This window comes from Thiohalocapsa marina (genome assembly GCF_008632335.1).
GTDB lineage: Bacteria > Pseudomonadota > Gammaproteobacteria > Chromatiales > Chromatiaceae > Thiohalocapsa > Thiohalocapsa marina.
In genome coordinates, this window is sequence record NZ_VWXX01000010.1 from 77,863 (window position 1) to 96,776 (window position 18,914).

The 18,914-nt window shown below is 66.9% G+C and carries 19 protein-coding genes; 9 read left to right on the forward strand and 10 right to left on the reverse strand.

Translation table 11 applies throughout. From position 1 onward, the window contains the following. Nucleotides 1-34: 34 nt before the first annotated feature. A complete protein-coding gene (locus tag F2Q65_RS08960) occupies nucleotides 35-679 on the reverse strand; it encodes a hypothetical protein (protein ID WP_150092551.1) in 645 nt (214 codons plus the stop codon). 138 nt (nucleotides 680-817) lie between these two features. On the opposite strand from F2Q65_RS08960, the gene F2Q65_RS08965 reads away from it, so the two are divergent. Then, nucleotides 818-1,492, forward strand: coding sequence for a Fe2+-dependent dioxygenase (locus tag F2Q65_RS08965; protein ID WP_150092553.1), 675 nt, complete (start codon nucleotides 818-820; stop codon nucleotides 1,490-1,492). Between the two features lies 1 nt (nucleotide 1,493). Here F2Q65_RS08965 and F2Q65_RS08970 read toward each other — a convergent pair whose 3' ends face one another. The 3 genes from F2Q65_RS08970 to F2Q65_RS08980 all read right to left on the reverse strand — a co-directional run bounded on the left by F2Q65_RS08970 (nucleotide 1,494) and on the right by F2Q65_RS08980 (nucleotide 3,201). Next, the gene (locus F2Q65_RS08970) at nucleotides 1,494-1,916 is read right to left on the reverse strand and encodes a SufE family protein (RefSeq protein ID WP_150092555.1); all 423 of its coding nucleotides are present in this window, start codon (nucleotides 1,914-1,916) and stop codon (nucleotides 1,494-1,496) included. 73 nt (nucleotides 1,917-1,989) lie between these two features. Further along, nucleotides 1,990-2,316, reverse strand: a complete 327-nt coding sequence (locus tag F2Q65_RS08975) for a HesB/IscA family protein (protein ID WP_150092557.1) — start codon at nucleotides 2,314-2,316, stop codon at nucleotides 1,990-1,992. Nucleotides 2,317-2,499: 183 nt separating this feature from the next. Next, complete coding sequence (locus F2Q65_RS08980) at nucleotides 2,500-3,201, reverse strand: LON peptidase substrate-binding domain-containing protein (RefSeq protein WP_246156104.1); 702 nt, start codon at nucleotides 3,199-3,201, stop codon at nucleotides 2,500-2,502. A gap of 268 nt (nucleotides 3,202-3,469) precedes the next feature. On the opposite strand from F2Q65_RS08980, the gene F2Q65_RS08985 reads away from it, so the two are divergent. After that, on the forward strand, nucleotides 3,470-5,824 hold the full coding sequence (locus F2Q65_RS08985; RefSeq protein ID WP_150092559.1) for a hypothetical protein: 2,355 nt from the start codon (nucleotides 3,470-3,472) through the stop codon (nucleotides 5,822-5,824). Nucleotides 5,825-5,848: 24 nt separating this feature from the next. On the opposite strand, the gene folD is transcribed toward F2Q65_RS08985, so the two are convergent. After that, nucleotides 5,849-6,706: a bifunctional methylenetetrahydrofolate dehydrogenase/methenyltetrahydrofolate cyclohydrolase FolD gene (gene folD, locus F2Q65_RS08990; protein ID WP_150092561.1), complete on the reverse strand. Its 858-nt coding sequence runs from the start codon at nucleotides 6,704-6,706 to the stop codon at nucleotides 5,849-5,851. A gap of 158 nt (nucleotides 6,707-6,864) precedes the next feature. Here folD and F2Q65_RS08995 point away from each other — a divergent pair, with 158 nt between their 5' ends. Then, entirely contained in the window at nucleotides 6,865-7,728 is an 864-nt protein-coding gene (locus F2Q65_RS08995) for a CPBP family intramembrane glutamic endopeptidase (RefSeq protein ID WP_150092563.1), read from the forward strand. Nucleotides 7,729-7,731: 3 nt separating this feature from the next. Here F2Q65_RS08995 and F2Q65_RS09000 read toward each other — a convergent pair whose 3' ends face one another. Further along, entirely contained in the window at nucleotides 7,732-9,567 is a 1,836-nt protein-coding gene (locus F2Q65_RS09000) for a cation:proton antiporter (RefSeq protein WP_150092565.1), read from the reverse strand. A 172-nt stretch (nucleotides 9,568-9,739) separates the two neighbouring features. Between F2Q65_RS09000 and F2Q65_RS09005 the strand changes: the two genes are divergently transcribed. After that, a complete protein-coding gene (locus tag F2Q65_RS09005) occupies nucleotides 9,740-11,575 on the forward strand; it encodes an AMP-dependent synthetase/ligase (RefSeq protein WP_150092567.1) in 1,836 nt (611 codons plus the stop codon). A 104-nt stretch (nucleotides 11,576-11,679) separates the two neighbouring features. Here F2Q65_RS09005 and F2Q65_RS09010 read toward each other — a convergent pair whose 3' ends face one another. Continuing rightward, on the reverse strand, nucleotides 11,680-12,153 hold the full coding sequence (locus F2Q65_RS09010; RefSeq protein ID WP_150092569.1) for a DUF302 domain-containing protein: 474 nt from the start codon (nucleotides 12,151-12,153) through the stop codon (nucleotides 11,680-11,682). Between the two features lie 269 nt (nucleotides 12,154-12,422). On the opposite strand from F2Q65_RS09010, the gene F2Q65_RS09015 reads away from it, so the two are divergent. After that, nucleotides 12,423-12,959: a retropepsin-like aspartic protease family protein gene (locus F2Q65_RS09015; protein ID WP_150092571.1), complete on the forward strand. Its 537-nt coding sequence runs from the start codon at nucleotides 12,423-12,425 to the stop codon at nucleotides 12,957-12,959. A gap of 76 nt (nucleotides 12,960-13,035) precedes the next feature. Continuing rightward, entirely contained in the window at nucleotides 13,036-14,070 is a 1,035-nt protein-coding gene (locus tag F2Q65_RS09020; RefSeq protein ID WP_150092573.1) for a PfkB family carbohydrate kinase, read from the forward strand. A gap of 75 nt (nucleotides 14,071-14,145) precedes the next feature. Here the strand turns inward: F2Q65_RS09020 and F2Q65_RS09025 are convergent, their stop codons facing one another. Further along, nucleotides 14,146-14,706 carry a 2OG-Fe(II) oxygenase gene (locus tag F2Q65_RS09025; RefSeq protein WP_246156105.1) on the reverse strand — a complete coding sequence of 187 codons (561 nt, stop codon included), beginning with the start codon at nucleotides 14,704-14,706 and terminating at the stop codon, nucleotides 14,146-14,148. A 206-nt stretch (nucleotides 14,707-14,912) separates the two neighbouring features. Here F2Q65_RS09025 and F2Q65_RS09030 point away from each other — a divergent pair, with 206 nt between their 5' ends. Beyond that, a complete protein-coding gene (locus tag F2Q65_RS09030) occupies nucleotides 14,913-15,248 on the forward strand; it encodes a DMT family transporter (protein WP_150092575.1) in 336 nt (111 codons plus the stop codon). Nucleotides 15,249-15,382: 134 nt separating this feature from the next. On the opposite strand, the gene F2Q65_RS09035 is transcribed toward F2Q65_RS09030, so the two are convergent. After that, complete coding sequence (locus F2Q65_RS09035; RefSeq protein WP_150092577.1) at nucleotides 15,383-16,423, reverse strand: NADP(H)-dependent aldo-keto reductase; 1,041 nt, start codon at nucleotides 16,421-16,423, stop codon at nucleotides 15,383-15,385. A gap of 190 nt (nucleotides 16,424-16,613) precedes the next feature. On the opposite strand from F2Q65_RS09035, the gene F2Q65_RS09040 reads away from it, so the two are divergent. Then, nucleotides 16,614-17,279: an energy-coupling factor ABC transporter permease gene (locus tag F2Q65_RS09040; RefSeq protein WP_150092579.1), complete on the forward strand. Its 666-nt coding sequence runs from the start codon at nucleotides 16,614-16,616 to the stop codon at nucleotides 17,277-17,279. After that, on the forward strand, nucleotides 17,280-18,137 hold the full coding sequence (gene djlA / locus F2Q65_RS09045; RefSeq protein WP_150092581.1) for a co-chaperone DjlA: 858 nt from the start codon (nucleotides 17,280-17,282) through the stop codon (nucleotides 18,135-18,137). A gap of 310 nt (nucleotides 18,138-18,447) precedes the next feature. On the opposite strand, the gene vapC is transcribed toward djlA, so the two are convergent. Continuing rightward, nucleotides 18,448-18,876 (reverse strand): tRNA(fMet)-specific endonuclease VapC, encoded by a 429-nt coding sequence (gene vapC, locus F2Q65_RS09050; RefSeq protein ID WP_150092583.1) that lies wholly within the window; start codon nucleotides 18,874-18,876, stop codon nucleotides 18,448-18,450. Nucleotides 18,877-18,914 lie beyond the last annotated feature (38 nt).

Genomic DNA, 18,914 nt, shown 5'->3' on the forward strand with positions numbered 1-18,914 from the left:
CGCGCGTGGCTTCGCGGGTTGCGTGAGGCGCGCCCTACTCGGCGACTAAGGCCTCGTAGCGTTGCTTGACTGCGGCCTGACGCAGGCGTTCCGCCTCCTGTTCGCTGGCGATCAGGGGCGATTCCTGCCAGCCGCCGCGCTCGGCGTCGTAGACCGAGAAGCGCCAGGCCTTGCCGACCTTGAACACCTTGGTGACATCGTTGCCGGCCTGGGTCATGGCCTGAAGCCTGCTCAGGCGCTGGCCGGGGCCGTTCTGGTCGGATGCGTTCCGGTCAGACGGGTGTTGGCTGGCCTGGGTTTCGGCGGCCCGGTTCTTGCCGAGCGCGGATGAGGTTGCGGGCGCCTCGGCGGCCGGCTGCCGAAAGTTGAAGTGGTTGTTCTGGATCTCGCCGGCGATGTCGAGTTCCACCGACTCCACCGCCGGCAGCCGGTCGAGGATGTAACCGGCCATGAGCATGCCCACCTTGTGGTTTTCCTTTTCCAGCGCGCTCAGCAGCTTGTCGGCGATGATCTGGCAGCGTTGCAGCTGGGTCGGGGCGTCCACCCAGTCGCGACTCATCTGCCAGCCCTGATCCATGTCGCGATCGAGCTGGTCAAAGAAGCCGCCGGCGCCGGCCAGGACGGCATCGGGGACGTTGAGGGTGTATTCTTGGTCTTCGATGATTGCCTTCAGGATCATGTCTCTGTTACCCATCACGGACTGGGGGCTCGGTTTTCACGTTGATGACCGGAACCTTGCCGCGCGCGGTCACCGAATGCAAGGGATTCGGTGGCCGCGCGCGGCATTCTTCAGCCCCGAAATTGAGGACCGGACCGGATGTTGCTGACCATTCCCAAGCTGTTGAACCAGGCCCAGCTGGACAAGATCGACCAGTTGCTGGACGGCGCCGAGTTCGTCGACGGCCGGCTTACCGCGGGTTTTGCCGCGGCCCGGGTGAAGCAGAACCAGGAGATGCGGCCGGATCCCGCACGCATGCAGACCCTGGTGCGCATCCTGATGGCCAGCCTCGGCCACAACGAGACGTTTCGCTTCGGGGCGCTGCCGCACCGGGTGGCGGACCCGATCTTTGCGCGCTACCGGCCAGGCATGGCCTACGGCGATCATGTGGATGATCCGATCATGGGCAGCACCGGACCGCGCTTTCGCACCGATGTCTCCATGACCCTGTTCCTGAGTCCGCCGGAGAGCTATGCAGGCGGCGAGCTGGTGATTCGGACCTCGTTCGGGACGCGCCAGGTGAAGCTGCCGGCGGGGGATGCGGTGATCTATCCATCCTCGAGCCTGCACCACGTGGCGGAGGTCACCGAGGGGCAGCGCACCGTGGCGCTGACCTGGATCCAGAGCTACGTGCGCGACCCCGCCCGCCGCGAGCTGCTGTACGAGCTGAACATGGCACGTGAACACCTGCTGAAAGAGGCGCCCGGGGAGGCGCACACCGGCCAGGTGGATCGCTCCTACGCAAACCTGATGCGCATGTGGAGCGAGTTGTAAGCTAGGCCGCGGCGCGGGCCGCCTGCTGCTTCATCTTGTTTACGATGGCATAGACGCCAACGTGGCGGTTGGGGCTCAGGTGCTCTTCCAGCCGCAGTCCCTCGAACAGGGCATCGACATCGGCGGCGTCCACCTCGTCGGCGGTCTTGCCGTCGAACAGGCCCACCAGCAGGGCGACCACGCCCTTGATGATGGCGGTATCGCAGTCACCCTGGAAATGCAGCTGCCGACTGCCCTCCATGGGCCGGGCGGTGACGTGCACGGTGCTCATGCACTCCATGACCCGGTTGGCGTCGATCTTGTCTGCAGGGTCCATCGCCGGCAGGCGCTCGCCAAGTTCCATCAGGTACTCGTAGCGCTGGTCCCAGTCGCCGAGGAGGTCGAAGGTGTCGATGATGTCGCCGATTTCATCGCGGGTGGTCATGCTGGCTCCTCTGGCCGGATCCGCTGGCTTGCTTGTCTGACTGTCTTCCCTGGCCGACCGGCTGGCATGGCGCTCAGACGCTGAACGACTCGCCGCAGCCGCAGGCATCCTTGACATTGGGATTGCGAAATTCGAAGCCCTGGTTCAGCAGGCTGGACTTGACGAAATCCACCTCCATGCCGTCGATCATCGGCAGGCTGGCCTGGTCCACCACGACCTTGACGCCGTGGCTCTCGAACACCTGGTCGCCGTCGTCCAGTTCGTCAGCGTAGTCGACGACGTAGGCGAAGCCAGTACATCCGCTCTTCTTGGTGCCGATGCGCAGGCCAAGCCCGTGGCCGCGCTTGCCGAGCATGGCGCCGACGTGGGTGGCGGCGGCATCGGTGAGTGTCACTGCCATGGTATTGCTCCTGAAGAATCTGTGTGGAACCGGTATCGGCTGTGAACGGTGCCGTCTGCAGTTGGCGCCGTTGCCCGATGGTGCATCCTGATGATGCGATCCTTGCCGGGAGATGCCGTTTCCCGGCCGGATTTCAAGCGCGCGATGATGCCGTCGGAGCCGATCTTGCGCCAGGTTCGCAGGTCAGTGCCGCTGCCCGCTGGCGACGCCGCCAGTGTGCGTCGACATGTCCATCAGGCCGCGCATCAGGGTCGCGCGCTGTTGCAGGTCCACCGTCTCGATCAGCGCCTGCTTGTCGCCGGCACCCAGGGGCAAGTGGGCGCAGAGCAGGTTGATCAGATCGGTATCGGCCATCTGGCCGATGTCGTCCCAGGGCACCTCCACCCGGCGGTGCTCACAGAAGGCGCGCAGGGAGCCCATGAAGGCGTCGCGGTCGCTCATGGGCTGCGCGGCGGGCGCGTAATCGGCGGCAAAGCGCACCCAGCTGGGACGCACGCGCCGATAGCCGTCGCGGGGGGCGAGTTCCGCCTCGATCTCGAACCGGCACAGGCCGGTGAGCACCAGCACGATGCGGCCGTCGTTCGTCTCGCTGTAGGAGGTGATGCGCCCGGCGCAGCCGATGCGATACAGGTCGGGTTCCTGGTCGTCGGCCGGGGAGGCGTCGTCGTCGGGCCGGGCCTGTGTTGGCGACTGGATGGGCGTCTGGGGCTGTACCATGCCGATCAAGTGATCGCCGGCCAGCGCGGCCTGTACCATGTTGAGGTAGCGTGGCTCGAAGATGTTCAGCGGCAGTTGCACGCCGGGCATGACCACCGCGCCGCTCAGCGGAAACACGGGCAGTTCGGGTGGCAGATCGCTGAACTGGGGAAGAAACGGGTTTTTCACTCTGGGATCTCCGTTGGATCACCTAGGAAATGCTGAATCTGGCCAGGAGGCCGATGGGTCAGTGTCTTTCTAGCTCGATCCGGCGACGGGATCGTAGGCATTGATCGCATTGTGGCATACAGGTTGGCATCGTGACATTGCCGGCGCTGCGCTACACTTGACCGCTGTGTTGCAGCCCAATCATCTCCACAAGATGGGTCGATTGGGGGATCGATCAAACCAATGCTGAAAAACCAATACCGATAAACCAATACCGAGGACGATGCCGATGGCGACCAAAGAAGAACTCCAGGCCCGCGAGGCAGACTGCAGCAGCGCCGCGGACTTTGCCGCCCTGGCCCGGGATGTGGGCGCGCTGGATGCGGATTACGCCAGGTCGCTGCTGGAGAAGGCGGAGATGCAATGCCAGATGCCGCTGGACTACATCGCCACCGCCGAGGCAGCCGTCGCCCTCGGCCATGTCGATCATGCCAAGGACCTGTACGAGCAGGCCGAGGATGCCTGCTTCGAGTCCATGGAGTTCGCCGCCTTGGGCGCCAGCCTGGCGCGTACCGGCTCCGATGTCGACAAGGGGCGCGAGATGCTGGAAAAGGCCGCCGGCGAGGCCTCGAAGCTGAACGAACTGCTGACCATCTCCGGCTACGCCAGGGAGGCCCTGGGCGACGAGGCGCTAGCCGCCGCTCTGCTGGCCAAGGTCGAGGAAAAGGCGAAGACGCTGGACGACTATCTCGATCTGGTCAAGACGCTGAAGGCGGAGGGCGCCGATGAGGCCGCGGCCCAGTTCTATGCCAAGGCAGCGCGTTACTGCGACGACCTGGACGCCACGGTGGCCTACGCCCGGGGCTATCAGGACCTGCTCGGCGACGCTGCCGGGGCGAAGAAGGTGCTGGAGGACGCCGAGACCGACTGCCAGTTCCCCAAGGACTTCGCCGCGCTGGCAACCGGCTTCAAGGAATTGCTGGGTGACCAGGCCAAGGTGGCCGATCTGATGGAGCAGGCCGGCGAGTTCGCCATGAGCGGCGAGGAGTTCCTGGACCTGGCCCGGGGCTACTGGAACCTGCTGGCAGACAAGGACAAGGCGGTGGAGGCGTTCGAACAGGCCCTGCCCGACACCAACGACAAGGCGCAGCTGATGGAGCTGGCGGGCTTCATCGCCGGCCAGGTGCAGGCGCCGGAACTGGCCAGGCAGTTCTATGCCAAGGCGGAGTCGAAGATGACCGCCGCCCCCGAGCGCCTGAAGCTGGCCGAGGCGGTGATCAGCGACACCGGCGACAAGGCCCTGGCCGGCGAGATCTACGCCCGCGCCGCCGAGGCGCTGACCCAGCCCAATGACCTGATGTCGGTGGCCGCCAGTGTCGCCGACCGCCTCGGTGACAAGGCCACGGCGGCACAGATCTACCGCAAGGCCATGCAGGCCATGAGCGATCTCGGGCAGTACTTCAAGCTGCTCGAGGCGGTGGACGAGAAACTCGGCGACAAGGCCTTCGCGCGCGAGGTGCTGGCCAGCGCTGCCGGCACCGCCTCGGGCACGCCGGAACTGCTGGACGTGACCAGTCGCACCATCCGTGTGCTGGACGACAGGGACGCGGCGCGGCCGAGCCTGGCCGCTGCCGAGGAACAGGTGACCTCTGTCGGCGAGATGAAAAACGTGGTGGCGCTGGTGCGCGAGCATTACGCCGCGGATGCCGAGTGGGTCGCGGTGGTGGAGGAGAAGCTGGCCCGCCGCGAGGCCAACCAGGCCAAGTACGCTGTGTTCCAGGACCGCGAGAAGCAGGCCGTCTCCAGCGTCAAGATCATGCACCTGGCCGATGCCGTGATGGCGGAACTGGACGACAAGTTCTACGCGAAGAAACTGCTGGTAGACGCCCAGAAGAAGCTGGAAGACGAGGGCTGGGATTTCTCCAAGGTCAGGCGGCTGGTAGCGGGGGTGGGGCAGCACCTGCAGGACACCGACTGGGCGCAGCGCCTGATCAAGGACGCCGCGGCACGCATGCAGGGCTTTGCCGGTGTCGCCAGCGTGGCCGAGTCCGCCGCCCAGCTGTTGCCGGACGCGGACACCGCCAGGGCCACCGTGCAAGAGCTACTCGCGGACTGGGGCGCGCGGCTGGACGGGCTGGCGGACAAGTCCGCCTATGACTACAGCAAGCTGGCGGCGGTGAAGGGACGTCTGCTGGGCGACACCGAGGCCGCCGCGGCGGACCTGGACCAGGCCGCAACCCTGGCTGAAACCGAGGTCAAGTCCGCGGGGAACGGGTCAGGGGCGCCGATGTTCGCCGAGCTGGCGCGGGTCGCGCGGGAGCTGGGGCTTGAGGACAGGGCGCAGACGCTGCTCGGCCGCGCCCGCGACTGCTGCGGCGGCTCCGCCCGTGAGGCCCGTGCACTGGCCAGCCGTCTGCTGGAGGACGGCTTCGACCGGGAGCAGGTGAAACAGCTCTTTGGCGAGCTCAAGGGGCGCATGGCCGACAGCGCGCAGCGTCTCGGCTGGAGCGAATCCATCGTCGACCTGTTCGGCGATCGCGCCTGGGCGGGCAATGAACTGGCTGAACTCGAGACCCAGGTCGAAGACGCCCTGCGGCCGCTGGTGCGCAAGGTGCGCCAGCGCCGGGTGGGCCGCGCAGCCTGACCAGCCCCCCGAACCGACCGCGCTTCAGCCGCCGGCGTGCAGCTCGGCGGCCTGAAGCGTGTTTTCCAGCAGGCTGGCGATGGTCATCGGGCCGACGCCGCCGGGCACCGGCGTGATCCAGCCGGCGCGGGCGCTGGCGGCGTCGTAGTCCACGTCTCCGCAGAGCTTGCCGTCCGCGTCCCGGTTCATGCCGACATCGATCACCAGGGCGCCGGGCTTGATCCAGTCTCCCGGCACAAAGCGGGCGCGACCGATGGCCACCACCAGCACGTCCGCCGCCCGCGCCTTGTCCGCCAGGTCGCGGGTGCGGCTGTGGCAGACGCTGATGGTGCACCGTGCTGCCAGCAACTCCAGCGCCATGGGTCGGCCGACGATGTTCGACTGACCAATGACCACCGCATCAAGCCCGGCCAGTTCCTGCCCCGTGCGCGCCAGCAGGGTCATCACCCCCTTGGGCGTGCAGGGCCGCAGCAACGGCATGCGCAACGCCAGCCGGCCGACGTTGTAGGGATGAAAGCCGTCCACGTCCTTGGTGGGCAGGATGCGCTCGATCACGGCCTCGGCATCGATCTGCTCTGGCAGCGGCAACTGCACCAGGATGCCGTCGATAGCCGGGTCGGCATTCAACCGGTCGATCAGCTCCAGCAACGCGGCCTGGGTCGTGTCGGCCGGCAGTTCATGCAGGACCGAGTGGAAGCCCACCTCGGCGCAGGCCAGGCGCTTGTTGCGCACATACACCTGCGAGGCGGGATTCTCACCTACCAGCACCACCGCCAGCCCCGGCGCCCGTCCGCCCGCGACCAGACGCGCGTCCACCTGCGCCTTCACCTGTGCGCGGACATCCGCCGCGATTGCCTTGCCGTCCAGAACCTGTGCGCCCATGCCTGCTCCCATGTTGCCCGCGTCGATTGATTGCAAAGGGTGGCATGGTACCGCCGGTGCGTGTGGTTGCAACAGCCGGAAGCGGGCTGCGCGGCCGGAGCTTGTGGCGGGCTCTGCTAAACTGGAGTCTTAAGTCCTGACCAACGCCGGATCCATCATTGCGTATTACCGCCGTCTTCTTCGCCTATCTCTTTGCCTGTCTGCTGCTCGCCGCGCTGCTGACCTACCCGCTGATGCAGACGGGCTGGCTCGACTACCCGCCCCAGCGGGTCATGGGACGACTGGCGCAGGTGTTCATCCTGCTCGGGTTGTGGCCCTTTCTGAAGGCGCTGCGGCTGGACAACTGGCCCGCGCTGGGGTTCGGTCTCCCGCGTCGGGCCTTTGTCGCTACCATCTGGCGGGGATGGCTGATCGGTGTCGCCATCCTGCTGGCGCTCATCGCCGCGCTGCTGTGGCTGCAGGTCCGCGTGCCGGACCTGCCGGAGCAGGACCTGTATGCAAAGCTCGCCAGTCGCGTGCTGTCGGCGCTGGTGGCCGGGCTGCTGATCGGGCTGCTGGAGGAGAGCTTCTTCCGGGGCGCCCTGTTCGGTGCCGTTCGCCAACGCAACGGCGTGCGGGCGGCCATCGTCTGGTCCGCACTGCTGTACGCGTTGCTGCACTTCATGAAGCCCCACGGCCTGCCGGCGGACATGGCCTTCGACTGGTCCGGCACCTGGACCATGTTCAGCGGGGTGTTTGTGGATGTGTTCCAGTGGCGCCACCTGAGCTCGATGGTGGCGCTGTTCATGGTCGGCGTGTTCCTGGCCCTGGTGCGCGAGCGCACCGGCCATATCGGCTGGGGCATCGGCCTGCATGCGGGCTGGGTGTTCGTGATCCAGGTCTCGCGCCGCCTGACCGACGACAACGACGCCGCCTCGCTGGCCTTCCTGGTGGGTGACTACGACGGCATCATCGGCTGGCTAGCCGCCGCGTGGGTCGGCCTGCTGGCCCTGCTGTACTGGCGGTTCAGCCGGCCGCGCTGAGGCTCACACCAGCGGCCTGGGTTTCTCCGCGCTGGCCGCCGGCTCCGGCGGCAGCGCACACTGATCGCGGCAGCCGAACCAGAGCACCTGTTCGCCGGACTCCGCCTTCCAGGGCTTGTCGGCCTCGATCAGCCGGACCTGCTTGCGCGGACCGATCACCAGCACCGGGATGGCCTCCGGCGGCAGCGTGGCACGCAGTCGCTCCACAGCGAAGGCATCGGTGATGCCGGTGCAATGGAACCCCCAGCCCTGGTACCAGTGGCGTTGCAGGTCCTCGTAGCGGACCTGCGCGGCAAGGGCGTGGCGGCCGCGGGCGGCGGGCGCCGGCCGGCGCGCGCGGGAGACCTCGTCCTCCGCCAGCTGGAACACCTGCTGCCGGCCCAGCTCGGGTGCGAAGTGGGCGCAGACCAGGGCGTTGTAGGCATCATTGCCGGTGGCGGCCAGCAGGCTGCCGTAGGCGCCCAGCTCCAGCGACACCTCGGCCTGCTCCGACAGCAATTCGCCGAAGAACACCGGCACCCCCGCCAGGCGCGCCGCCCGCAGCCGGTGCCAGGCATTGTCGGCCACTACCACCGGCACCTGTTGCTGGTGCAGTGCCACCGCCAGGCCGCTGCTCCAGGCGGTGGCGCCGGCGATGATCAGACCGCCCCGCCGGCTGGCGCTGAGCCCCAGCCGCCGCGCCAGCCAACCCAGGGTGAAGCCGTGCAGCACGACGGTGCTCAGGATCAGCGCGAACACCAGTGGCAGCAGCTGCTCGGCGCCGGCAAGGCCCCGGGCGGCCAGGGCCGGACCGAAGACCCCAGCCACCGCCGCGGCGACGATGCCGCGCGGGGCGATCCAGCCCACCAGCAGCCGCTCTTGCCAGGTCATGTCCGTGCCCAGGGTGGCCAGCCAGACCGCTGCCGGCCGCACCAGGAAGATCACCGCGCCGATCAGCGCCAGGCTGCGCCAGTCCAGCGCCGACAGGATGGCCGGATCCAGGTCCGCGGTGAGCACCAAAAAGACGATGGACACCAGGATGACGGCGATGTCTTCCTTGAACCGCCGCAATTCGCCGATGCTGGGCAGGTTCATGTTGCCGAGGACGATGCCCATCACGGTGGCCGCGATCAGTCCGGCCTCCTCCAGCACCAGATTGGACAGGGCGTAGGCCCCCAGGGCCGCCGCCAGCGCCACCGGCCCCTTCAGATACTCCGCCACCAGGCCGGCGAGGAAGGCGCGGCCGAGCAGCCAGCCGCCGACCCCGCCGAGCAGCACCGCCACGCCGACGCCGGCGGCCAGGTGCAGCAGGGTGCCGCCCAGCTGGCCCGCACCGGCGCCGACGAAATAATCGAACATGACCACCACCAGCACGGCGCCGACCGGATCGTTGACGATGCCCTCCCATTTCAGCACCGAGGCCGGTCGCCGATTCAGCCGCGCCTGGCGCAGTAACGGCAGGATCACCGTGGGGCCGGTGACCACGGCAATGGCGCCGAAGATGAGCGCCACCGGCCACGACAGCCCGGCGATCAGATGCGCGGCCAGGGCAGCGAACGCCAGCACCAGCAGCACGGACACCGACACCAGCCGCCGCACCGCCGACGCCGCCTGGCGCAGTTCCGCCAGCCGCAGCGACAGCCCGCCCTCGAACAGGATCGCCGCCACCGCCAGCTTGATCAGCGGTTGATAGGTCTCGCCCAGGGCCTCGCTGGGCCGCAGCAGGCCGAGGACGGGGCCGATGACCAGGCCGCACAGCGCCAGCAGCACGATGGACGGGATCTGAAGCCGCCAGCCGAGCCACTGGGCGCCGATGCCGACCACCACCAGCAAGGCGAGGATTTCAGCAAGATGGTTCATGTCCCTTGACTATAGCGGGTCCGCGCCTTTCCTCTTGGTCCAGCCCGCAAAAAGGATGGGCCCGATGCAACTACCCTACCGAGCGGAGCACCGGGCCAGACACACGGGCAGGGCGCCTGGGCCGAGGGGTATACAATTGCGCGATCGCCACAAGAACGACGAGGAGAGGGCCGTGAGTCACTGGTCGGAAGATCTGGTTTCCATCGAGCAGGCACGCACGCTCGATGGCCTGTTTCATCAGCGGGTGAAGCGCTCGCCGGAACGCATCGCCTACCGCTGGTTCGACCGCGAACGCAACGACTGGCAGACGCTGAGCTGGCGCGAGGCGGGCGAGCAGGTGTCCCGCTGGCGCAGTGCCCTGGCGGCGGAGGGGCTTGCGGTGGGCGATCGCGTCGCGATCCTGCTGCGCAACTGCCCGGAATGGCTGCTGTTCGACCAGGCGGCCCTGTCGCTCGGCCTGGTGACAGTGCCGCTGTACACCGATGACCGCGCGGACAGCGCTGCGTACATCCTGGCGGATGCGGCGGTCAAGCTGCTGCTGATCCAGGATGCCGGACGCTGGAAACGGCTGGCGCCGGTCATCGGCGACGCCCCCTGGCCGCAGCGGGTGGTGATCCTGGATGGCCGTGAGACCACCGGGGAGGCAACCAGGCATGCAGCGGCCGCGACCGATCCGCGGGTGGTCATTGCGCGCGACTGGCTGCCCGCCCCTGGGGCGCCCGCGCCCCAGCGCAACGCCGACGGCGATGCCCTGGCCACCATCGTCTACACCTCCGGCACGACCGGGCGCCCCAAGGGCGTGATGCTGAGCCATCGCAACATCCTCAGCAACGCCCACGGGGCGCTGACGCTGATCGATGTCTATCAGCAGGACGAGTTCCTGTCGTTCCTGCCGTTGTCGCACATGCTGGAGCGCACCGGCAGCTACTATCTGCCGATGATGGCCGGCGCCACGGTGGCCTTTGCCCGGTCCGTCGGACAATTGGGCGAAGACCTGCAGACCATCCGGCCCAGCGTCATGATCGCCGTGCCGCGGGTGTTCGAGCGGGTGCATCAGCGCATTGCCGATCAGCTTGCGGCCCGGCCGGCGCCGGTGCGCTGGCTGTTTGCGCTGGCGGTGAAGGTCGGCGGGATGCAGTTCGAGCGTGCCCAGGGCCGCCGGGGCTGGCATCCGCTGCTGCTGTTGTGGCCGTTGCTGCGGCGCAAGGTCGCACGGCCCGTGATGGACAAGCTGGGCGGGCGCATGCGCGCGGCGGTGAGCGGTGGCGCGCCCCTGCCGCCAGAGGTGGCGCGGGTGTTCATTGGTCTAGGGCTGCCGTTGCTGCAAGGCTACGGCCTCACCGAGACCAGCCCGGTCATCGCCGTGAATCCGCTGGAGGACAACCGGCCGCAAAGCGTCGGTGTACTGCTGCGCGGCATCCAGGCGCGCATCGGTGCCGATGACGAACTGCAGGTGAAGGGGCCGGGCAACATGCTTGGCTACTGGAACAACCACGCGGCCACGGCCAAGGTTCTGGACGCCGAGGGCTGGTTCAGCACCGGCGACCAGGCGCGCATCGACGGTCGGCACCTGTACATCACCGGCCGCATCAAGGACATCCTGGTGTTGTCCAACGGCGAGAAGGTGCCGCCGGCAGACATGGAGATGGCCATTGCGCTCGACCCGGTCTTCGAGCAAGTGCTGGTGGTGGGGGAGGGGCGCTCCTACCTCACCGCGCTGGCGGTGCTGAATTCGGACCTGTGGCCGGGGCTGGCCGTGGAGTACGGCCTCGACCCCGGGCGGGCGGAGAGCCTGCGGGCGTCGGATCTGATCAAGGACATGCTCCGCCGCATCCGCGATGCCCTGGCGGATTTTCCCGGCTACGCCAAGGTGCGCCGGGTCACCCTGACGCTGGAACCCTGGTCGGTGGAGAACGGCCTGATGACGCCGACGATGAAGGTCAAGCGCAACGCCGTCCTGGCGCGATACCAGGATGCGCTCGAGGCCATGTACGCCGATCCGCTGTAGGGCCGCCGGTTGGGGCCGGCGACGCCCGCCTCCTGCTTGCCCGCCGGCCGCTCGCTGGTGGTCAGTTTTGGTCGGAGCGAGTCGGACAGCTGGCAGTCGGTTGGTCAGTCGGTTTGCTCCAGAAACCGCAGTATCTGCCGGTCGTCGGCGTCGACGTCCGCCATCACCCGGCCAACCTCAGCGCCCATCAGGTGGCCGATCAGCCCCATGCGCATGGAGGCGACATAGGTGTTGCCGTCGGTCTTTTCGTAGATCGAAATCGAGCATGGCGCCATCACTGAGACGTACTTGGTGTCATCGCTGCCGAACATGCGGGTGGCGAACTCGGGCTTGCACAGCTTGATCACGGTCAGCCTACCCGGATCGGGCTGGCCGTGTTTGACCAGCGACTGCTGAAAATTGTGCACCTTCGGCACCAGCCATCCCTGCGCCCGGGCGTTCTCCTGCACCAGTGCAACCGTCCTGTCGAAGTCGTAGGGGCTTCGTCGCTCCTGGATCATGAGTGAGCCCATCGAACAGCCGGCCAGCAACAGGACAACCCCGGCCATACCGATCAGTAGCATGCGGCGTGCGTTCATTGTCCACCTCCTGCAGGTTGCAGCGGGATGTCATTCATCCCTCTCTGTTAGAATATTAGCATATTATGATATTATTGCTGGGCTGGGCTGGGCTGGGCTGGGCTGGGCTGGGCTGGGCTGGGCTGGGCTGGGGTTCGCTGGCTGGCACGGCTGACTGATCCGGCAGAGGCCTTGACAGCCCCAGACGCGAACCAGGATGCTGTCGGCAAGGCATGAGCGCCCATCCGCACAACACACCGTCTTGCAGGCAACAGGAATATCACGGGCCCATGAGTGGAGACCTTCCATCGTCGGACGACCTGCCGTCGCGGTTCGGCAAGGCCATGCTGCTGGGGGCCTGGGTGGCAGGCCTGGCGCTGCTGGTGCTGCTGTTCGGTAACCTGATCGAGCACCGGAACAACCCCAACCGCGACCCGGCGCTGGTGTTCGGTGCCGACGGCCTGCCGCAGGTGATGCTGTTGCGCAATCGCATGGGGCACTATGTGGCCGACGGGCTGATCAACGGCGAACGGGTGACCTTCATGGTCGACACCGGCGCGACCGCGGTGGCGCTGCCGATGGACCTGGCCCGGCGTCTGCAGCTGCCCCTGCGCCCGGGCGGTATGAGCAAGACCGCCAACGGTCTTGTCCAGACCTGGTCCACGCGCCTGGACAGCGTCAGTGTGGGTGGTCTGACGGCGCGTAACGTGCGCGCCGTGGTGATGCCGAACATGCCGGGTGACGAGGTGCTGCTGGGCATGAGCTATCTGCGCCGCTTCGAGATGATCCAGCGCGGTGGCACCCTGACGCTGCGCGTGCCCGGCTGAAATCTGGCCGCAGCCCGGTTGGATCCGCAGGATCTCGGCCATTCACCCTTTTTCATGCTCCCTTTTTCCTTTCCCCATGGTGCCGCATTTTGATCCTTCGTCGCTGACCGCCCCGAAGCGCGCACGGGTGCTGGGCGTCGGCATCGCCACCCTGGATATCGTCAATCAGGTAGCGGACTATCCGCACGAGGACGCCGAGGTGCGAGCCCTGTCGCAGCGCGTGCAGCGCGGCGGGAATGTTACCAATACCCTGGCGGTGCTGGCGCAGCTCGGACACCGCTGCGAGTGGCTGGGCACGCTGGCGGACGACGCCGGCGCCGGGTTGATCCGGCAAGATCTGGCACGCCACGGCATCGGCTGCGGGCATTGCCCGATCCTGGCCGGCCGTCAGACACCGACCTCGTACATCGCGCTGAGTCGCGCCACCGGCAGTCGCACCATCATCCACCACCGCGACCTGCGCGAACTCACTGCGGCAGACTTTGCCGCAGTGTCGCTGGATGGATTCGACTGGGTGCATTTCGAGGGGCGTCATCCCGTGGAGACGGCCGCCATGATTGCCGATGTGCGCCGGCGACGACCCGGCCTGCCGGTCTCGGTGGAGATCGAGAAGCCCCGGCCCGGCGTCGAGGCGGTGTGGACCGGACCGGGCGGGCCGGACGTGCTGATCTTCTCCCGGGCCTATCTGCTGGCCACCGGTCTGGACGGTACCCCGGAACAGGCCTTGCGGCGCCTCGGCGAGGCCACGGGTGCCCGCTGCTGTTTGCTGCCCTGGGGCGAGCAGGGCGCCTATGGGCTGGCGGCCCGCGAGGGGCCGCTGTTCGGGCCATTGGTTGAGCCTTTGGTCGATCCGGTCAGGGCACCTGCAGTCGAACCGGTATTCGCCCCGGCCCACCGGCCGCCGGCGGTGGTGGACACCCTGGCCGCCGGTGATGTCTTCAATGCCGCCGCCATCGACGGCCTGCTGCGCGGGCTCGAGCTGCCGGTCCTGCTGTCCTGGGCCAACCGGCTCGCCGGATACAGATGCGGCCGCCAGGGGCTGGACGGCCTGGTGGCCGGCGCCGCTGCGGAAGGCCTGCTCGGCGCGGGTCAGACGTTCGTCGCAGACTGAGCGGGCTGGCCAAAGGTGGTGACGCGAGGGGCTGGCCAGGCCGACGCGTCGTCTGCGGCCTGCGAAGGGGCCTCACTAACGCGCCGGGTCGATGGCGCCCTGCAGCGAGGTGTTGACGCGGAACCAGCCGGCGATGCTGAAGCGGGTCGCGCGGGTGGGCAGCACCTCGTGCGGAAAGCGCTCGCTGAGAAAGATCGCCAGCCGGCCGAAGCCTGGCAGCACGCGTTCCAGCAGGGCCTCGCCGTCGCTGGCATAGAGCAGGAGTTCGCCGCCGTTGCTCGCGGGCCAGTTCGGGTTGAGGTAGAGCACGGTGCTCAGCACGCGGTTGCGCGAGGCGGTGTCGAAGGCATCCAGGTGTTTCTTGTAGAAGGCCCCCGGCTGGTAGCGGGCGTAGTGGGCCTCATAGTCGAACAGGCCGAGAAAGAGCCGTTGGTTCAGGCCGAGGCGGATCGCTTCGATCCAGTCCAGAAATCCGGCATCGACGGCGTTGCCCGGCTCCAGCCAGCGGGTGTCGTCCTGGCGCACGAAGCGGTTCAACTGGTGCGCCTGTTCGCGGCCGATGCCGGCACGGCTCAGGGCGGCGTCCGGCAACTGGGTGATGCGGATGAAGAGCGCGTCCAGCATCGTCGGGGGCAAGGCGTTGTCGAGGACGACGTAGCCCTGGCGTTCCAGCGCCTCGGCAATGCGGTCGATGATGTCGCCGTCACCGGTGTCGGATCCGGTGTGAGAAGAGGCTGTGAGGGCGTTCAGGTGTTGGGCTCCGATGGAAATCCGGACTTATACTGCGGATTCCGGTCGGGCGCCAGCCTGGGTTTGCAGTGGATGGGTGGAGTGTATAAGCGATGCCACAGTGGATCTATCTGTCGGTAGCGATCATCAGCGAGGTGATCGGGACCTCGGCGCTCAACGCATCGGATGGCTTCACGCGCCTGTTGCCGTCGGTGGTCGTCGTCGTCGCGTATCTGGTGTCCTTCTTCTTCCTGTCGCTGACGCTGAAGACCATCCCGGTCGGCATCGCCTATGCCATCTGGTCGGGCGCTGGGGTGGCCCTGATCACCCTGATCGGCTGGGTGCTTTTCGGCCAGACACTGGATCTGGCCGGCGTCATCGGCATCTCGCTGATCGTCCTTGGTGTTGTCGTTCTGAATCTGTTTTCAAGTTCGGTCGCGCAGGGCTGAACGTGCGCTGATCGAGGGCTGTCGAGACGCCAGAGCGCCGACACCCAAATCCGCTCGAGCTGCGACCGAAAAGTGATGATCATTGGCGCTGAAAATGGCGGGGCCTCCTGCCCCGCGCCGCAGGCCGGCTGTGATCAGGGACTGGGGTTGGGGTGCTCCACCTGCACCGCCTCGATCTCGGCGATCACCGCGTCGCTGAGCTGCAGCTCGACGCTGGCGAGATTAGCCTCAAGCTGCGCCAGCGTGGTCGCGCCGATGATGTTGGAGGTCACGAAGGGCCGGCTGGTGACCCAGGCCAGCGCCATCTGCGCTGGGTCCAGCCCGTGGCGACGGGCGATGTCGACGTAGCGCTCGGTGGCGGCGACGGCCTGCGGGTTGGAGTAGCGGTCGAAGCGTGAGAACAGGGTCAGCCGGGCCCCCTCCGGCCTTGCGCCTCGGGCGTACTTGCCAGTAAGCATGCCGAAGGCCAGCGGCGAGTAGGCCAGCAGGCCGCACTGTTCGCGCAGGGCGATCTCCGCCAGGCCGATCTCGAAGCTGCGGTTCAGCAGGCTGTAGGGGTTCTGGATGCTGACCACCCGCGGCAGTCCCTGCTGCTCCGACAGGGCCAGCGCTCGCATGGTGCCCCAGGGCGTCTCGTTGGACAGGCCGATGTGGCGCACCTTGCCGGCCTGCACCAGTTCGTCGAGCACCTGCAGTGTCTCCTGCAGCGGCACACTGTCGTCTGCCTCCGGGTGCGTGTAGCCGAGTTTGCCGAAGAAGTTGGTCTGGCGGTCCGGCCAGTGCAGCTGGTACAGATCGATGTAGTCGGTGCGCAGCCGACGCAGACTGTCATCGATGGCGGCCAGGATGTTGGCGCGGTCCAACCGGGTGGCGCCGTCGCGGATGTGCGGCAGCCAGTCGCCTGGGCCGGTCACCTTGGTGGCGAGGATGATCTGATCCCGCTGGCCGCGGCTGGCCAGCCAGTTGCCGATCTGGGTTTCGGTCCGGCCCTGGGTCTCGCCGCGGGGCGGAACCGGATACAGCTCGGCGGTGTCGATGAAGTTGATCCCCGCGGCCCGCGCCCGGTCGAGCTGCGCGAAGGCGTCGGACTCGGTGTTCTGTTCACCGAAGGTCATGGTGCCGAGGCAGAGTTCGCTGACGCTGAGGTCTGTCCTGCCCAGTGGTCGGTAGCGCATGCTGGCTCCTATTTGGATGTTGCTGATTCGCACTCAACTGGGGGCCGTCGGCCGGATCGCCAACGGCGGCGCCTGGGGTTTGTTTCCTTTGCGTGCCGGGTCCGGAGTTTGCGATGATCGGGATCAAGGCGGATGCGGTTGAGTCTGCCCGTTCGCCCATCCGCTTCGTCAGCTTTCGACCGAGCCCAGCATGACACTTGACCCAGCCCTCTTTTCCGATTTCGCCAAGTGGACCGCGCTGGCCCTGTACCTGGGCTGCCTGCTGCTGGCGCTCTGGCTGGCGCCCTGGCGCAAGCTGCTGTCCGCACGGCTGACGCATGTGCTGTTCGGCGCCACGGTGGTGTTGATGGTGCTGTGGCAGATGGACACCCAGGTGCAGCCGGGGCTGTCCTACCATTTGCTGGGTCTGACGGCGGTGACCCTGGTCTTCAGCTGGGCCTTTGCCGTCATCGCCGCCTCGGTGGCGCTGCTGGGGGTCTATGTCAACACCGGTGCCGGCTGGGACGGATTCGCCCTCAATGCCCTGCTTGGCGGCGTACTGCCCATCACGCTGACGCAGATCCTGCTGATCGTGATTCGCTGGTACCTGCCGAAACAGTTCTTCGTCTATGTGCTGGTGAACGGCTTTCTCACCGCCGGGCTGGTGGGGCTGGCCATGGGCTACATGGCCGCCTGGCTGCTGGTGGGCAGCGGCGCCTACACCTTCAGCGAGCTGAGCCAGACCGTGTTGCCGTTCTTTCCGTTGATGTTCCTGCCCGAGGCGATGCTGAACGGCTGGATCATGGTGATTCTGGTGGCCTTTCGCCCGGAATGGGTATATTCATTCAGCGACGAGCAGTATCTCAAGGGGAAGTAGGTGGGCTGGATCGGCAAGGTGGTTGGCGGGTTGCTGGGTTTCGCCGCCGGTGGTCCCATCGGCGCGATGCTGGGGGCGACCCTCGGGCACGGCGTGGATCGCGGCGTGCAGAAGCTGGCCGACGACATGCAGCTTCCGCCGGGGGACCGGCAGCGCATCGAGAGCGTCTTCTTCGCCGCCACCTTTTCCACCATGGGTCATCTGGCCAAGGCGGACGGGCGGGTGTCGGAGGCCGAGATCGCCCTGGCGGAGGCCGTGATGGCGCGGCTGCAGCTCACCGGCGAGCGGCGCAGTGCCGCCATCGCGCTGTTTCGTCAGGGCAAGTCGCCAGAGTTCGACCTGCGCGCCGTGGTCGAGCGGTTCCGCCGCGAATGCCTGGGTCGACGGACCCTGGTGCAGTTGTTCCTGGAGATCCAGCTGCAGGCGGCCTATGTGGATGGCGAGCCCAGCGCCGCCAAACGGCGCGTGCTGGAGGAGATCCGCGCCGGCCTGCACATCCCGGCCGTGGTCTTTCGCCAACTGGAAAACCTGGTGCGCATGCAGAGCCAGTTCGCCGGGGCCGGCGGTGCTGGAGCTGACGCAGGCTATGGTGCAGGCGCGCACGGCCAGCGCGGTGCGGGTGGCGCCCGGGCCGCCGCCCGCGGCCCCACGCTGAGCCAGGCCTATGCGGTGCTTGGCGTGACACCGAAGGACACCGACGCCACCGTCAAGCGCGCCTACCGCAAGCTGCTCAGCCAGCATCATCCGGACAAGCTGGTCTCCAAGGGCGTGCCGGAAGACATGATCAAGCTGGCCACGCAGAAGACCCACGAGATCCGCCGCGCCTACGAGATGATCCAGCAGGCCCGGTCGGGCTGAACCGCAAGCCCCGGCCTATTTTGGAGTGACAGTAGAGTTAATTCCCCGCCAATAGGCCGTCTTTTTAGGTGACGGTATATTTAATTTCTCGCTAACAAGCCGTATTCATGACTTCAGCATCTCGCGGCTTATTGCATGTACTGTGTGCCGCCGCAATGCGGCTTCGGTCGGCATAAAGCTGACCGGGCAGCATGAGAAGCCCAGCAGGCGCTGAATCGGGTACGCGAGTTGAGCGCAGACGAAGAGGCCCGGCGCCTGGCCTTCGTGCGTGAACGGGCCCTGCATGATGAGGCGTCTTTTGAGTACAGCGTCACGACAAAGAAGGAGGAACCCAATTCTCGACCCGCAGCCCCGCTACTCGGGAAAATTCTTTTTCGTTATTTGTCACCAAAACCAGTCCCTGCGAACGCGCATGGCCGGCAATCAGTTGGTCATACGGGCCAATCGGCGTTCCCTGCTTTGCTAACTCGGCTCGGATCTGCCCCGCATGCACGGCAGCAGACTCATCCAATGGCAAGACAGCCATCCGCGCGACAATCCCTTCAAGGCGCGTCAAATTTCGCTCGGGGTTCATGGAACCTTCGGCGCCATAGACCAGCTCCATATCGGTAATGCTGGAAATACACATGCGTCCGTCGTGCCTCTTGAAGGCCGCGCGCAACGATGCCGGCTTGTTCCTACACGGATGCACGGTAGGGCGGATAAGCGAAGCACGGTAGGGCGGATAAGCGAAGCGCATCCGCCACAGGCCACAACGGCGGATGCGCTTCGCTTATC

Coding starts and splice junctions, on each gene's coding strand:
- F2Q65_RS08960 (WP_150092551.1), bottom strand. CDS start 679: ATGATCCTGAAGGCAATCATCGAAGACCAAGAATACACCCTCAACGTC.
- F2Q65_RS08965 (WP_150092553.1), top strand. CDS start 818: ATGTTGCTGACCATTCCCAAGCTGTTGAACCAGGCCCAGCTGGACAAG.
- F2Q65_RS08970 (WP_150092555.1), bottom strand. CDS start 1,916: ATGACCACCCGCGATGAAATCGGCGACATCATCGACACCTTCGACCTC.
- F2Q65_RS08975 (WP_150092557.1), bottom strand. CDS start 2,316: ATGGCAGTGACACTCACCGATGCCGCCGCCACCCACGTCGGCGCCATG.
- F2Q65_RS08985 (WP_150092559.1), top strand. CDS start 3,470: ATGGCGACCAAAGAAGAACTCCAGGCCCGCGAGGCAGACTGCAGCAGC.
- folD (WP_150092561.1), bottom strand. CDS start 6,706: ATGGGCGCACAGGTTCTGGACGGCAAGGCAATCGCGGCGGATGTCCGC.
- F2Q65_RS09000 (WP_150092565.1), bottom strand. CDS start 9,567: ATGAACCATCTTGCTGAAATCCTCGCCTTGCTGGTGGTGGTCGGCATC.
- F2Q65_RS09010 (WP_150092569.1), bottom strand. CDS start 12,153: ATGAACGCACGCCGCATGCTACTGATCGGTATGGCCGGGGTTGTCCTG.
- F2Q65_RS09015 (WP_150092571.1), top strand. CDS start 12,423: ATGAGTGGAGACCTTCCATCGTCGGACGACCTGCCGTCGCGGTTCGGC.
- F2Q65_RS09020 (WP_150092573.1), top strand. CDS start 13,036: ATGGTGCCGCATTTTGATCCTTCGTCGCTGACCGCCCCGAAGCGCGCA.
- F2Q65_RS09030 (WP_150092575.1), top strand. CDS start 14,913: ATGCCACAGTGGATCTATCTGTCGGTAGCGATCATCAGCGAGGTGATC.
- F2Q65_RS09035 (WP_150092577.1), bottom strand. CDS start 16,423: ATGCGCTACCGACCACTGGGCAGGACAGACCTCAGCGTCAGCGAACTC.
- F2Q65_RS09040 (WP_150092579.1), top strand. CDS start 16,614: ATGACACTTGACCCAGCCCTCTTTTCCGATTTCGCCAAGTGGACCGCG.
- vapC (WP_150092583.1), bottom strand. CDS start 18,876: ATGCGCTTCGCTTATCCGCCCTACCGTGCTTCGCTTATCCGCCCTACC.